The 14,426-nt window shown below is 70.0% G+C and carries 11 protein-coding genes; 3 read left to right on the top strand and 8 right to left on the bottom strand.

The genetic code is table 11. From position 1 onward, the window contains the following. Positions 1-5 precede the first annotated feature (5 nt). The 4 genes from AC0IZS_RS02505 to AC0IZS_RS02490 all read right to left on the bottom strand — a co-directional run bounded on the left by AC0IZS_RS02505 (position 6) and on the right by AC0IZS_RS02490 (position 3,931). A complete protein-coding gene (locus AC0IZS_RS02505; protein ID WP_471634200.1) occupies positions 6-1,712 on the bottom strand; it encodes a FecR family protein in 1,707 nt (568 codons plus the stop codon). Between the two features lie 77 nt (positions 1,713-1,789). Next, positions 1,790-2,488: a response regulator transcription factor gene (locus tag AC0IZS_RS02500; RefSeq protein WP_471634199.1), complete on the bottom strand. Its 699-nt coding sequence runs from the start codon at positions 2,486-2,488 to the stop codon at positions 1,790-1,792. A 94-nt stretch (positions 2,489-2,582) separates the two neighbouring features. After that, positions 2,583-3,668 carry a formylglycine-generating enzyme family protein gene (locus AC0IZS_RS02495; protein ID WP_471634198.1) on the bottom strand — a complete coding sequence of 362 codons (1,086 nt, stop codon included), beginning with the start codon at positions 3,666-3,668 and terminating at the stop codon, positions 2,583-2,585. Positions 3,669-3,673: 5 nt separating this feature from the next. Next, on the bottom strand, positions 3,674-3,931 hold the full coding sequence (locus AC0IZS_RS02490) for a hypothetical protein (protein WP_471634197.1): 258 nt from the start codon (positions 3,929-3,931) through the stop codon (positions 3,674-3,676). Positions 3,932-4,070: 139 nt separating this feature from the next. On the opposite strand from AC0IZS_RS02490, the gene AC0IZS_RS02485 reads away from it, so the two are divergent. Then, positions 4,071-6,050, top strand: coding sequence for a CHASE2 domain-containing protein (locus AC0IZS_RS02485; RefSeq protein WP_471634196.1), 1,980 nt, complete (start codon positions 4,071-4,073; stop codon positions 6,048-6,050). Between the two features lie 17 nt (positions 6,051-6,067). Next, positions 6,068-9,475 carry a tetratricopeptide repeat protein gene (locus tag AC0IZS_RS02480; RefSeq protein ID WP_471634195.1) on the top strand — a complete coding sequence of 1,136 codons (3,408 nt, stop codon included), beginning with the start codon at positions 6,068-6,070 and terminating at the stop codon, positions 9,473-9,475. Between the two features lie 2 nt (positions 9,476-9,477). Here the strand turns inward: AC0IZS_RS02480 and AC0IZS_RS02475 are convergent, their stop codons facing one another. Both AC0IZS_RS02475 and AC0IZS_RS02470 read right to left on the bottom strand, forming a co-directional pair. Next, on the bottom strand, positions 9,478-10,779 hold the full coding sequence (locus tag AC0IZS_RS02475; protein WP_471634194.1) for a tryptophan--tRNA ligase: 1,302 nt from the start codon (positions 10,777-10,779) through the stop codon (positions 9,478-9,480). 43 nt (positions 10,780-10,822) lie between these two features. Further along, positions 10,823-11,491 (bottom strand): site-2 protease family protein, encoded by a 669-nt coding sequence (locus tag AC0IZS_RS02470; protein ID WP_035204385.1) that lies wholly within the window; start codon positions 11,489-11,491, stop codon positions 10,823-10,825. A 183-nt stretch (positions 11,492-11,674) separates the two neighbouring features. On the opposite strand from AC0IZS_RS02470, the gene AC0IZS_RS02465 reads away from it, so the two are divergent. Then, positions 11,675-12,874 (top strand): methyl-accepting chemotaxis protein, encoded by a 1,200-nt coding sequence (locus AC0IZS_RS02465; protein WP_471634193.1) that lies wholly within the window; start codon positions 11,675-11,677, stop codon positions 12,872-12,874. 7 nt (positions 12,875-12,881) lie between these two features. On the opposite strand, the gene AC0IZS_RS02460 is transcribed toward AC0IZS_RS02465, so the two are convergent. Together AC0IZS_RS02460 and AC0IZS_RS02455 are read right to left on the bottom strand one after the other, a co-directional pair. Further along, positions 12,882-13,517 (bottom strand): L-threonylcarbamoyladenylate synthase, encoded by a 636-nt coding sequence (locus AC0IZS_RS02460; protein ID WP_057201942.1) that lies wholly within the window; start codon positions 13,515-13,517, stop codon positions 12,882-12,884. A gap of 18 nt (positions 13,518-13,535) precedes the next feature. Continuing rightward, the gene (locus tag AC0IZS_RS02455; RefSeq protein WP_471634192.1) at positions 13,536-14,405 is read right to left on the bottom strand and encodes a 3',5'-nucleoside bisphosphate phosphatase; all 870 of its coding nucleotides are present in this window, start codon (positions 14,403-14,405) and stop codon (positions 13,536-13,538) included. Positions 14,406-14,426: the final 21 nt, after the last annotated feature.

Below are 14,426 nucleotides of genomic sequence, written 5' to 3'. Positions count from 1 at the left end.
GGGGTTCAGGGGCGGCGCACGGGCTCACCGCCCATGGTGGACAGGGGCAGGCCGGAGCTGGTGTTCAGCCCCGTGCCCACGCGGATGCTGCGCGGCGGCGAGAACTCGCTTTGCAGTCCCGAAGGATCCAGTACCTGGATGCGCACGAAGTAGGTGCCCGCGGCCAGGCCGTCCGCAGAGGTCCAGCGGGGCTCGTCGAGCTGGATGTCCTGGGTGATGGTCTTGAACTCCAGGTCCGGTGCCAACTGAACGCGAAAGCGCTGGCCGGCCTGGGCGGGCCAGTGCAGGCGCACGATGGTGTCGCCATCCGTCGCCTGCATGGCCGATGGGTCCAGCGCAGCGGGCTGCTGGGCCACGGTAAAGGGCTGCGCGGGCGCGAACGGCCCCTGGTCCAGTGCGCCACCGGCGGGCTCTGCGATGGTGGCCGCACGCCAGAAGTAGTTGCCCAGGGGCAGTGTGGCCAGCGTCAGCTGGCAGGTGCTGAGGCGGCCCTCGTCCAGCAACGGCGTAGCGAAGTCGGCGCTGGCCGCCACCTGGATGCGGTACCAGCGGGCACCCGGGACCTCGGTGCAGCGCAGGGTGCCGGTGGTGCGGGGCAGCACGGCGCCGGGGGCTGGCTGCTGGTACAGCGGCGGCACCGGCCGGGTCTTGATGGTGATGGGGCGCGTGGCGGGCTGCCCGGCAATGCCGGCCTCGTCCACGGCGCGCACGGCCAGGTGGTAGCTGCCGTCGTCGAGTGCGGCCCAGCGCAACTGGCCATCGGCAAAGCGACCGCTGCGCAGCACCTGCGTCATGGCCGCATCGCGTGCCACCTGGGCTATGTAGGCGCTGGCCCCGGGCGTGGCCGGCAGGGTGATGGCCAGCAGGCCCAGGTCGTGCAGCTGTGCCGGCACGCTGGACAGGTCCGGCGGCGCCAGCAGGGGGCGCGGCGCACCCAGCGTGCCGTCGGGTGCCACCGACAGGCCTTGCCCGCGGGCCAGCAAGGTGGCGTCGACACCGGGCTGCGGGGCGTTCTCGGCGCGGGACTGCACGGCCACTGAGCCTTCGAGCACCGAGGCCGTCGCCTGGCCCGAGGCTGCCAGCGCCACGCCGAACTCGGTGCCGCGCACGCTGGTCACGGCACGCGGCGTGCGGATCTCGAAACGGCGCAGCGCATCGGTGCTGGGCGTGACACTCGATTCCACGCTGCCGGTGCGCATCTCCATCACCGACTGGATGCTGCCCGCGCGCCCGCGGCGGCGCAACTGGCGCAGCTGCAGGTCGGACTGGGCCTGCACGCGCACCACGGTGCCGTCGGCCAGCCGCACGGCGACAAAGCTGTCCGGCCCCACCTGCAGGCGCGTGCCTTCGTCCAGGCGCGCGCCTTGCGCGACCGGTTGGGCCACCCCCTGCTGGGCCTGTGCCGTGGCGTTGCCCTGCACGAACTCCACCTGCGCCGAGGCCTGCGGCTGCAGGCGCACGGGGATCCACACGGTGGAGCCCGGCTGCAGGCGCCTGGGATTGGCCACCTTGTTGCGCTGCTGCAGCAGCGGCCACTGGCGCGGGTTGTCCAGGTAGGCGTTGGCCAGGCCTTCGAGGGTGTCGCCAGCCCGCACCGTGTGCGCAATTTCGTCGGTCTGCGTGTCAGGGGTGGCTTGCGCATGCGCGCAACCGAGTCCTGCCGTGACCATGGCAATGGCGGACAGGGGCAATGCAAGGCGGTGGATGACCACGTCAACTCTCCTACGGCCGCGGCGTGCGGGGGGCGTCATTCTCGGGGGCGGGCTCCATCGCGGGAGCCCAGGGGGCATCAAGGCTTGCGGTCGGGTTCTACGGCTTCGAACCGGTAGCCCACACCATACACCGCAGTGATGAAGTAGCCGTTGGCGGGGCGCAGGTCCAGCTGCGTGCGCAGGCGCGAGACATGGGTGTCGAGGGATCGCGACAGCACGTCCGAGCCCTGGCCCCAGATCACCTCCTTGAGGTGGTCGCGCGAGAGCAGGCGCCCCATGTTCTGGAACAGGAACAGCGCCAGATCGTACTCGCGGTTCTTGAGTTCGGCAGGCGTGCCGTTGATCTCCAGCGAGCGCGATTCGGGGTAGAACTTGTAGCGCCCGAAATCCAGCGCGCCGCTGGTGCTCTGCGGGTAGGCGCGGCGCAGCAGCGCCCCCACGCGGGCGTTGAGCTCACCAATGCGCACGGGCTTGACCATGAAGTCGTCGGCCCCGCTGCCCAGGCCCTCGACGATGTCGCGCTCTTCCTGCCGGTTGGTCACGAACAGGATGGGCAACTGCTTGCCCACGTTCTCGCGCACCCAGCGCACCACCTCGGGGCCCGTGGTGTCGGGCAGGTGCCAGTCCACGATCAGCAGGTCGAAGGTTTCGCGGCGCATCTCGCGCATCAGCGCGGCACCGGTCAGGTGGGTATGGCACACATGCCCCATCGCTTCGGTGGCCTGTTTGATCAGATCCAGCTGAAGCGCATCGTCGTCTAACGCCGCTATGCGCATGGTTCGTTCCATTCAAGATTAACGGTGCATTATTCGCGATGTGCGGCGGTCCATTCCATGCCCCATCCTGGGGATCGCCAAGTTTGACAGTTGTTCACCGTGCCACGGGAGACGACAGGCGGCGCGGGGCCGCCGGGCGTGCGCCAGGCCGGGCGGCCGCGGAGGGGGCGATCTCACGCAGCAGCCGCATGCCCACCAGGGTGTAGCGTGTCTGCGGGCTGTTCCAGTTGCGGTAGCCGCAGCGCGCATAGAAGGACCAGGTGTGCCATGACCCGCCGCGGCGCACGCGCACGCTGCCCTCGGCCGGGCCCCCGGGGTCCACGGCGGGCGATTCGGCGTAGTAGCTGTCCCCATGCCAGTCGGCCACCCACTCCCAGGCATTGCCCAGCATATCCTGCAGGCCGAAGGCGTTGGGCGCATAGCTGCCCACGGGGGCGGTGAAGGCGTGGCCATCGCTGCCGCGCAACGCGTGCTGCTGCCAGCGCAGCCATTGGGGTGCGGCGTCCTGGTCGAAGGTGTTGGCGTTCTTCAGCAGCCCCTCCGGGTCGTCGCCGTGCGGGTAGCGGGTGCGCGTGCCGGCCCGGCAGGCGTATTCCCACTCGGCCTCGGTCGGCAGGCGGTAGCGGTGGCCTTCGGTGCGGGTGAGCCACTGCGCCAGGGCCTGGGCATCGTTCCAGGTGACGTTGACCACGGGGTGGTCGTCACCCTGCGCAAACCCCGGGTTGCGCCAGGAGTAGCGCGGGTCGCGCCCCTCGAAGGCATCGCCGCGCCGCGTGGTGGCCGGGTCGTACCGGGGGTTGTAGCCATAGCCGCCGGTGCCGTCGGCCTCCGACTCGGGCTGGTAGCCCGAGGCCTGCAGGAAGCGCCGGAACTGGCCCACCGTGACCTCGTGCTGCCCCAGGTAGAAGGCCTGGCCGATGAGCACCCGGTGGGCCGGGCCCTCATCGGTCAGTTCGGCAAAACGCTTGGGCTCCAGCTGCGGGTAGGCCTGCGCCAGCACTTCGGGCGCCTCGGGCCCACCCATCACAAAACTGCCCGCGGGCACCTTCACGAACGGCATGCCCAGGCTGTTGGTCCACACCGGCTGCTGCCGCGCGTGGCGCACCTGGGCCAGCGCCGGCAGGCCCGCGGCCAGCGCGAGGACGGCAGCAACGACGGCCGCAGTTCGGCACCCGGCCATCGGGCTCAGCGATTGGGGTTGTCGCTCACGCACTCGAAGACGAGGCGCGAGCCCTCGTTGCGCAGCAGCTTGGGGAACAGCGCCAGCTTCTGGCATTCGCGGGTGGCGGCGTTGTAGGCCGGCGAGGCGTCGTTGCCATAGACCGGCACGCTGAAGGTGCGGTCCCGGCCGGAGGCCATGGCAGCCGACGGCGGGCGTGTGGTGGCCGATTCGCAGCCCGCCAGCAAGGCGAGCAGGGTGGCAGAGGCGATCAGTGCTTTCATGGGATGCTCCTCCGTGTTGAAGGGCAGTCTAAGGGACTGTGGGGGCAAAAGCTGCGCGCCATTTGTAACCCTGGGGTCTGGAGCCTTTGCGTGGCCCTCCCCCCTGCGATACAGTGCGTTACAACTGACGGAAGAACGTATGGCCTGGATCCGGTCGGCAGTGGCAAGGGACGCGGGGCGCCAGTGGGCGCTGCGCCTGCTCGTGCCGCTGGTGTTGCTGGCCGTGTTGCAGGTGTTGCCGGTCTGGCAGCCGTTGCAGCGCCTGGAATACGATCTTTTCAGCAGCCTGACCGCGCCCGTGCGGCCCGATGCCGGCGTGGTGGTCATCGGTATCGACGAGCCCAGCCTCGCGGCCCTGCAGGCCACGCCGCCCCTGCCGCGGCGGCTGCATGCGCAATTGATCGACGCGCTTTCCGCGTCCGGTGCGGCGGGGCTCGGCATCGACCTGCTGCTGTCCACCGCCCAGTCCCCCGAGGACGACGCGGCCCTGGGCCGAGCCCTGCAGGGGCGCATGCCCGTGGTGCTGGCCAGCGCCCAGGTGTCCGTGCAAAGCGGGCAGGTGGCGCAGTACCAGCAGACGCTGCGCTCCATCTTCGACAAGGCCCCGCATGGCGATGTGGGCATGCGCCCCGATGACGATGGCGTGCAGCGCATCGCCCCGCAGCGGGCCGATGCGATGTGGCGTGTGCTCGCGCAGTCTGCAGGCCGCAGCGTGCTGCCACCGCCGCCCGGTGCGCTGCTGCGCTACTACGCCCCCGAGGTGGCGCTGCCGTATGTGCACTACACCCAGGCGCTGGACCCGGCGCGGATGCTGGCGCCCGGCGCGCTGCAGGGGCGCTTGCTGCTGCTCGGCCAGAACACGCCGGTGGGCGGCGTGGACCAGTTCACCACACCGCTGCGGGCGCTGGGCCAGGGCACGCAGTCGGGCGTGATGCTGCACGCCACGGCACTCATCAACGGCCTGACCGGAGACTGGATCGTGCCCGCGCACCCGGCGCTCCCGCTGCTGCAGGCGGCAGCGGCCATTGCCCTGGTGGCGGCGCTCACGCGGCGCTGGCGTGGCTGGCTGGCCGTGTGGCTGAGCGTGGCGCTGGCGCTGCTGGCGCTGATCGGCGGGCTGTGCGCCTACCTGCAGGGCGTGTGGTGGCCCACACTGCCCACGCTGGTGGCGCTGGTGCTGCACTTCAACGTGGGCGCGACCGACAGCTACTGGCGTGAGCGGCGCCAGCGCGAGCGCCTGCGGCTGGACTTTGGGCGCTACGTGCCGCCGGCCGTGGTCAGCGCGCTGATCGCCAGCGGTGCTGCGCCGGCCATCAGCGGCGAGCGGCGCGAGCTCACCCTGCTGTTCTCGGACCTCGCGGGCTTCACCTCGGCCAGCGAACGCCTGCCACCCGAAGCGGTGGCCCGTGCGCTCAACGCCTATTTCACGCGCATGACCTATGCCGTACACCGCCATGGCGGCACGCTCGACAAATTCATCGGCGATGCCGTGATGGCCTTCTGGAACGCCCCTGTGGCCGAGCCGCAGCATGCGGCACGCGCCCTGGCCTGCGCGCAGGACATGCAGCTGGAAATGAATGCCTTGCGCAGCCAGTGGGCGGGAACCCCCTTTGCCGATCTGCAGCTGCGCGTCGGCCTGCACACGGGCGAGGCCGCCGTGGGGCACCTGGGCTCCGAAGGCCGCTTCACCTACACCGCCGTGGGCGATGCGGTGAACACAGCGGCCCGGCTGGAAGGCGCCAACAAGGCCTTCGGCACCGGCATCCTGCTGTCCGAAGCCACGCGCAGCGCGCTGCCGCAGGAGGGGGAGCAACCACTGCCCTTGCTCTGGCTCGACGCCGTGGTGCTGGCCGGCCGCAGCAGCGGCATCGATGTCTACACCCCTTGCGGCGATGCGCCGCTGGTGGCCACCAGCCTGGCGTTGCGGGCCCACGTGCATGCGGCCCGCTGGGACGAGGCCCTGGCGTGTTGCGCCGGGTGGCGGGCCCGGGCCATGCATCTGGCACCGGTCTGGGCCGCCCAGGCCGACCGCCTGCAGGCGCAGGTGCAAGCACTCGCTGACACCCAGGCACCCGCGGTAGGCGGTGCCGACGCATTTGCGCACGCGCTGGAAAAATAACCTGGAAAGTCCCAACCATGCCGTCGACACGCTTGTGGATCACGACCCCCGTTGCCCTGGCTGCGGCCACGCTGTGCCTGCCCGGCGCCTGGGCCCAGTGCGCGGGGGTGTCTGCTGCGCCAGACACCGTGGCTGCGCAGATCGTGGCCCTGGCCGGGCAGGGCCAGGCCCGGCCCTCGGGGGAAGGGCCCTGGTCACCGGCCGCGCTGGCCCAGCAGCTGGGTGCGGGTGCCGGCGTGCGCACCCTCGCGCTGTCGTCGGCCGCGCTGCTGCTGGCCGACCGCACGCAGATCCGCATGTCGGCCAATGCGCAGCTGCGCCTGTGCGAATCGCAGCCCGAGCGCACGCTGCTGGAGCTGGCCGCCGGCCGGCTGTGGGCGCGCACCAAGAAGACACCGGCCTCGCTGCAACTGCAGACCCCGGCCGCCCTGGCCGTGGTGCGCGGCACCGACTGGGATGTGGAGGTCGATGGCGCCGGCCGCACCACGCTCACCGTGCTGTCGGGCCGGGTCGATCTGTCCAACGATTTCGGCCGGGTGGAACTGGGTCCTGCCGAGCAGGGCACTGCGGAGCCTGGCAAGGCGCCGGTCAAGCGCCTGCTGGTGCGACCGCGCGAGCGCGTGCAATGGGTCATGGCCAACCCGGTGGATGCTGCACGCTGGGCCGAGCTGCAGGGCTCCGAAGTGGCGCCCCCGCTGGCCGCCATACGCGACGACCTGCGCACGGGCCAGTGGCCGCGCGCACGCGAGCGGCTGCTGGCGCTGTCTGCCAGCGGGCAGGGCGGGGCGGTGGTGGAGTTGCTGCTGGCCGACCTCGAAGTCTTCGACGACCGCATGGACGCCGCCCAGCAGCGTCTGGCCACTGCCTGGCAGCGCACGCGAGACCCGCGCACCGCCGCGCGCCGGGCCGAGCTGCTGCTGGCGCTGGACCAGGGCACCGAGGCACGGGCCTGGCTCGATGCCGCGCGTGCCCAGGCGCCCGAGGCCACGGCGCTGCTGCTGGCCGATGCCGACGGGCACCGCCTGGAAGGCCGGGGGGAGGAGGCCATCGCCCTGTACCGGCGCGCCGTGGCCGGCGCCCAGGCGCGCCAGGAGCCCGCCAGCGACCAGGCCGCTGCCCAGTGGGGCCTGGGGCGCGCCCTGCGCGAGCGCGGCGACCTGCGCGGCGCGCGCCAGGCATTGGAGCGCGCCGTGGCACTGGCGCCCGGGAACCCCACTTACCAGGGCGAGCAGGCCACCGCGGCGGCCGAGGCGCTGCGCCTGGGCGATGCCAGAACGGGCTTTGGCGCCGCGCTGGCCCAAGCTGGCGACGACTATGTGAGCCTGGCCGGTAGCGGGTTGCTTGCGCTGCAGCAGGGTGACCCGGGCGCCGCGCGCAGCCAGTTGCTCAAGGCCTTGGTGATCGAACCGCGCTACGCCCGCGCCCAGGTGTGGCTGGCCGTGGCCGAATACCAGATGGGCGAGCACGCGGCCGCGCTCGACTCGCTGGCGCGCGCCCGCCTGGCCGACCCGAACGACCCGCTGCCCTGGCAGATCGAGTCGGTGCTGCGCAATGACCAGGGTGAGCCGGTGCAGGCCATTGCCGCCGCGCGCGAGGCGCTCACCCGCTTGCCTTACCTCAAGTCGCTCGACCCGCTCACCAGTGACAGCCAGGGCTCGGCCAACCTGGGCAAGGCGCTCGGTGACTTCGGCATGGAGCACTGGGCGCGGGCCTATGCCAGCGCCTCGTACTACCCGCTGTGGGCGGGCAGCCACTTCTTTCTGGCCAACCGCTACGAGAGCGATTTCAGCCGCAATTCCGAGCGCTACCAGGGCTACCTGAGCGACCCGACGGCCTTCGGCGCCAGCGAGAAGCAGGCCCCGCTGATGCTCACGCAGGGGGGCGAGTGGCTCTGGATCGCCAGCGCCGAGCGCGGCCCGGTGCAGGACAAACTGGCCGCCGATGTCGGCCACCACGGCTTTGCCGCCGCACCGGTGCCCCTGGCCTGGCAGGTGCGCACCAACGGCGTGCAGATGTGGCCGAACAACGGCGGCGCGCCCAGCTACCGCCTGTCCTCGCCAGGTTTCGACCTGGCACTGGGCATGCGCCCCACAGAAAGCCTGGGCCTGTTCCTGCTGCACACCGAGGACCGGCTGCGCTACAGCTTTCCCGAGGGGCGCGACTTCGGCAACGGCATCACCTTCAATGGCCTGGCGCGCCAGCGCTCGGAGCGCACGGACCTGGGTGGCTCCTGGCGCTGGTCACCCGATGCGCAGACCTGGCTCAAGCTGCACCGCGCACGCTTTGGCCAGGGCCTGGTGCTCGACGATGCCACCTACGGCCCGCAGGATTCACGCATCACCGATTCGGACGACGGCGTGCTGCTGCGCCACACCGTGCAGTGGGGGCCCCGGCGCCTGAGCCTGGGCTGGGAGGGCACGCGTGCGCTGTCGGATTCAGGCCTGTCCGACCCGGTGGTTACCTCCACCCAGCGCACGCAGGCGCGCTTTCAGATGCCCTGGCTGGCGGGTGAATGGCGCGATGGTCCCTGGACATGGCATGCCGAAGCCTACTGGCCGCGCCTGGCTGTGCGCTACGGCGAGCGCTTCTACGATTCGCTGACCGACGAGGACCTGGCGGACCCCGCGGCCGAGCGTGGCGGCCATGCGCGCCACCCCTTGCCCCGGTTGGGCATGTCCTACCGCATGGGGCCGGGCCGGGCGCTGCACCTGGCCTACATCGAGAACGTGCGCTCGCCGAGCGCGCACACGCTCTCGCCCGTCGCGCTGGGCGCCATCGCCATCGACCACCACTACCAGTTGCCCGGCAGCTTTGGGCGCAAGCGCGCGGCGCAACTGGACTGGGAGTTCGACGAACGCAGCTTCGGCTTCGCCACCCTGTCCAGCCAGGACATCGTCAACCCCACGTTCGCCAACGGCAGCCTGGTGCTGCCGCCCCGCGGGCTGGTCAACCTGGACCGTGTGGGCAGCCTGGGCGCGCAGATCCAGACCGGGCAGACGGTGGTCGATCCCTACAACGAGAACCCGGTGTTCAGCCAGGGCCGGCTGCACCAGGCGGGCGTGGCGCTCAATCGCGTGCTGGCGCCGCGCTGGAGCGTGCTGGGCAGCTACACCTGGGCGCAGTCACGCAACCTGGGGCGCCAGTTCGGCGGCAACGCGCTGCCGGGGTTTGCCAGGCACACACTGGCACTGGCCAGCGTCTGGAAGCATGGCGGGCGCGACCTGTCGGCCGGCTCGCTGGTCTACAGGGGCTCGCGTTTTGCCGACGAGGCCAACGGCATTGCGCGCAGGCCCGGCTGGGACCTGGTGCTGGTGCATTCCATGGATTCGGCGGACCGGCGTTGGTCCTTCATTGCCACGGCGCAGGCGCCGCTCAACGGCGACACCCGGCCCACCCTGTGGATGCGGGTGCGCTACCGGGACTGAGCTCAGACGGCCGCGGCGTCCGCCAGGGCCTGCAGGGCGGCGGCGACTTCTTCAGGCCGCACACCTTCCACCGCGGCCAGGCGCGGTGCCAGCGCCTGCAGGGCATCGCCACCCTTTTGCAGTTGGCCGATGGCCTGGCCGGCCTCCTTGGGGGCGTCAAAACCCGTGCTCTGCAGCAGCAGGCGGCCGTCGGCCGCCACGAGCTTGAAGTAGAACTTGCCATCCGCCTCGCGGTACTGCTTGAACGAGGGCAGGGCCACCTTGGCTGTCTTGGCCGCCTTGGTGGCCGTGCCTGCCTGCACCAGGCTGCGCAGGCCCACGGCCGAGCGCAGCTCGCGGATGAAGGGCGTGGCCAGCGCGCGGGCGCGCTCGGCACCGGCCAGCAGTGTGGTCTCGATGCGGGCCGGGTTGTGGATCAGCTCTTCGTACTGCGCGCGCATGGGAGCGATCACCTGGTCCACGCGCTCGAGCAGTACCTGCTTGGCGTCGCCCCAGGCAATGCCGTCGGCGTACTGCTGGCGCAGAGCGGCGGTCTCGGCCTCGGTGGCGAAGGCCTGGTAGATCTGGAACAGGGCCGAGCCCTCCACCTCCTTGGGCTCGCCGGGTGCGCGCGAATCGGTCAGGATGCCGCCGATGAGCTTCTTGAGCTGCTCACGCGAGCTGAACAGCGGGATGGTGTTGTCGTAGCTCTTGCTCATCTTGCGACCGTCCAGCCCGGGCAAGGTGGCCACGTGGTCGTCGATGGCGGCCTCGGGCAGCACGAAGTGCTCGCCATAGAGGTGGTTGAAGCTCGCCGCCATGTCGCGCGCCATCTCGATGTGCTGGATCTGGTCGCGGCCCACGGGCACCTTGTGCGCCTTGAACATCAGGATGTCGGCGCCCATGAGCACCGGGTACATGAACAGGCCGGCGGTCACGCCGTCGTCGGCATCGCGCTCGGCCGCCGTGTTCTTGTCCACGCTGGCCTTGTAGGCGTGGGCGCGGTTGAGCACGCCCTTGCCGGTCACACAGGTCAAAAGCCAGGTGAGTTCAGGAATCTCGGGGATGTCGGATTGGCGGTAAAAGGTGACCTTCTCGGGGTCCAGCCCCGCGGCCAGCCAACTGGCAGCGATCTCCAGCGTGGAGCGCTGGATGCGTGCCGGGTCCTCGCACTTGATGAGCGCGTGGTAGTCGGCCAGAAAGTAGAAACTCTGCACGCCGGGCGTGAGGCTGGCCGCCACCGACGGACGGATGGAGCCCACGAAGTTGCCCAGGTGGGGCGTGCCCGTGGTGGTGATGCCGGTGAGAAAGCGCGTGGTGCTCATGGGAAACGGATTCTGCGAAAAGGGAGAGAGAAGGTGAAGCCGCTCAGCGCAGCAAGGCCATCAGCGGCGTGAGCAGCAGGTTGATGGCGCCATAGCCCAGCGACATCAGCGGGCGCAGCCAGATGGTGCCCACCACGCCTGCCACCACCAGGCCCATCACGATGAAGAAGCCGAAGGGCTCGATGCGCGAGACCATGTGGGCCGCCTTCCAGGGCAGCAGGCCGACGAGGATGCGGCCGCCATCGAGCGGGGGCAGCGGGAACAGGTTGAAGGCCCACATCACCAGGTTGACCAGTATGCCGGCACGTGCCATCTCGATGAAGAAGCGCTCGGTCACGCCCATGCCGAGCAGCAGCACCAGCAAAACGGCCCAGAAGATGGCCTGGAAGAAATTCGAGGCCGGCCCCGCCAGCGCGACCCAGATCATGTGCCGCTTGGGGTTGCGCAGGTTGCCGAAATTCACAGGCACCGGCTTGGCATAGCCGAACAGGAAGGCCCCCGAGGTGGCGAAGTACAGCACCAGCGGCATCAGGATGGTGCCGATGGGGTCGATGTGCTTGAGGGGGTTCAGGGTGATCCGGCCCATCATGAACGCGGTGTTGTCGCCGAAGTGGCGGGCCGCGTAGCCATGGGCTGCCTCGTGTACGGTGATCGCGAAGAGCACCGGCAGGGCGTAGATCAGAACGGTTTGGATGAGATTGGAGATGTCCACCGTGCCAATTGTCTCAGACGCACGACAACAACCCTTTGGCACGGTCACTTTCCGGGATTGTTACGATGGCGCCGCTGTTTCAAATGGATACAGGCGTGGCAGACTCGGGTGAGGCCCTGCCAGCGCTACATTGAATGCAACGGTCGCCGTATACATACAACACTTATATCGGAGATGAATCCCATGGGCCTGGATCGTTTGAAGATTGGAACGCGCCTCATTCTGGCGTTTGGTGCCATTGCCTTGCTGGTGGCGGTACTGATGGCGGTGGCCAGTTCGGGCATCGGCCAGGCCGATGACGCCTACCGCGCTGCGGTGGGGGCCGCCACGGGGCTCACCGCCGAGCAGCGCGCGCCGCTGGAGCAAGCCATCCGGGCCGGCCATGACCACCTGGAGAGCGCGCGCCTGTGGGTGCTGCTGCTAGGGGCCGGCGTGTTCGTGGTCTCCCTGGTGTCCTTCGTGCTGCTGCGCAGCGGCATCGTGCATCCGCTGAACCAGGCCATCCTGATCGCCGAGACGGTGGCGGCGGGCGACCTGAGCCAGGAGTTCTCGTCGGAACTCGAGGGTGACTTCGGCCGCCTGCTCACGGCCCTGGGCACCATGGAAGACACGCTGACGGAACTGGTCTCGGGCATCAAGCAGTCCACGGACTCGATCACCGAGGCCGCGGCGGACATCGACTCGGGCAACTCCGACCTGGCGCGTCGCACGGAAGACCAGGTGAGCTCCCTGGCCGACACCGCCGGCAGCATGGCCGAACTGACCTCCACCGTGCGCCAGAACGCCGAGCGCGCCCGCTCGGCCAGCAGCCTGGCCGTCAACGCCTCGCAGATCGCCGAGCGCGGGGGTGCCGTGGTGGGTGACGTGGTGCAGACCATGCAGGCCATCAGCGGCAGCTCGCGCAAGATCGTGGACATCATCCAGGTCATCGAAGGCATTGCCTTCCAGACCAACATCCTGGCGCTGAACGCTGCGGTGGAAGCCGCCCGTGCCGGCGAGCAGGGCCGGGGCTTTGCCGTGGTGGCCAGCGAAGTGCGCAGCCTGGCCCAGCGCAGTGCCGTGGCGGCCCGAGAGATCAAGACCCTGATCAGCCAGTCGGTGGACCAGGTCGAAAGCGGCGCCGGCCATGTGGGCCGTGCCGGCAAGACCATGGAAGAGATCGTCGGCGCCGTCGGCCAGGTTTCCACGCTGCTGGGCGAGATCTCGGGTGCGCTGCATGCCCAGAGCTCGGGCATCGAGCACGTGAACGGCGCCGTGGCCCAGATGGACAGCGCCACGCAGCAAAACGCGGCCCTGGTTCAGCAGGCGGCCAGCGCCGCCTCGGCCCTGTCGTCGCGCGCACAAGACCTGCAGCGCGCCGTGGGCGCGTTCAAGCTGGATTGATTGAGGGTTACAGGCCCAGTGCCTGCAGGCTGCCGCGGCCTTCGCGCACCACCTCGGGGTCACCGCCGGTGCCCATGGGCGTCAGGTCCACCACCGTGGTGGGCTCGCGGGGGCAGGCCCCGGCATCCACGATGGCATCCACCAGCTTTTCGTAGCGCTCGCGGATTTCTTCCGGGTCGTTCAGGGGCTCGGTCTCGCCGGCGGGGATCAGCGTGGTGGCCAGCAGCGGGGCACCATGCTGCTCCAGCAGCAACTGCAATACCTTGCTTTCAGGCACGCGCAGGCCGATGGTCTTGCGCGAAGGGTGGCTCACGCGGCGCGGCACTTCCTTGGTGGCTTCGAGGATGAAGGTGTAGGGCCCGGGCGTGCCCAGCTTGAGCAAACGGTACTGGCGGTTGTCCACGCGCGCATAGTTGGCCAGCTCCGAAAGGTCGCGGCACAGCAGGGTCAGGTGGTGCTTGTCGTCCACCTGGCGGATGCGGCGCAGCCGGTCCACCGCGTCCTTGTCGTCCAGGTGGCAGACCAGCGCATAGCTCGAATCGGTGGGCACGGCGACGATGCCGCCCTTTTGCAGCAGCGTGGCGGCCTGCTTGAGCAGCCGGGGCTGGGGGTTGTCGGGGTGGACTTCGAAATACTGGGCCATGGAAACGAAGAATTCAGGTCAGGCGGCGGACGCCGGGCGTATGCGGTCGGCCAGCAGTTCCCACACCGGAGTCAGCGTACCGGGCAGCGGCGGCAGGGTGCCCAGGTCGGTGTGCGACTCGTCGGGGCTGTGGAAATCGCTGCCGCGCGAGGCAGCCAGGCCGAACTCCTGGGCCATGGCGGCATAGGTCAGGTACTCGGGCGGGCTGTGGCTGCCGGTCACCACCTCGACGCCACGCCCGCCATGGGCCTTGAACTCGGAGAACAGCGCAAACTCCTCGTTGGCGCTGAATTTGTAGCGTGCCGGATGGGCGATCACGGCCAACCCCCCGGCCTCGGTGATCCAGCGCACGGCATCGCCCAGGCGGGCCCAGCGGTGGGGCACGTAGCCGGGCTTGCCTTCGGTAAGAAAGCGGCGGAACACCTCGGAGGTGTCCCTGCAGACCCCTGACTCCACCAGAAAGCGCGCGAAGTGCGTGCGCGAGATCAGTGCCGGGTTGCCCACGAACTTCAGTGCGCCCTCGTAGGCGCCCGGTATGCCTGCCTGGGCCAGTTGCTGCGCCATGTCCCGGGCCCGCTCGCCGCGCCCACCGCGCGTGGCGACGAGGCCCTCGGCCAGGCGGGCGTCGTCCGGATCGAAGCCCAGGCCCACGATGTGTACGGTGGTGTCGGCAAAGGTCACCGAGATTTCGACGCCCGTGAGGTAGGCCATGCCCTGTGCATGGGCGGCGGCAGCGGCCCGGCGCTGGCCGCCGATCTCGTCATGGTCGGTCAGCGCCCACAGCTCGACCCCGTTGGCCTTGGCGCGGGCTGCCAGGTCCTCAGGGGTCATGGTTCCGTCGGATACCACGGAATGGCAGTGCAGGTCGGCGTTGAGCAGGGTGGTCACCGGGCCATTTTAGGGCTTGTA

Source organism: Acidovorax sp. AC410 (assembly GCF_979253235.1).
The sequence above is the reverse complement of the archived record's forward strand: the minus strand, read 5'-3'. Positions and strand labels throughout refer to the sequence as shown.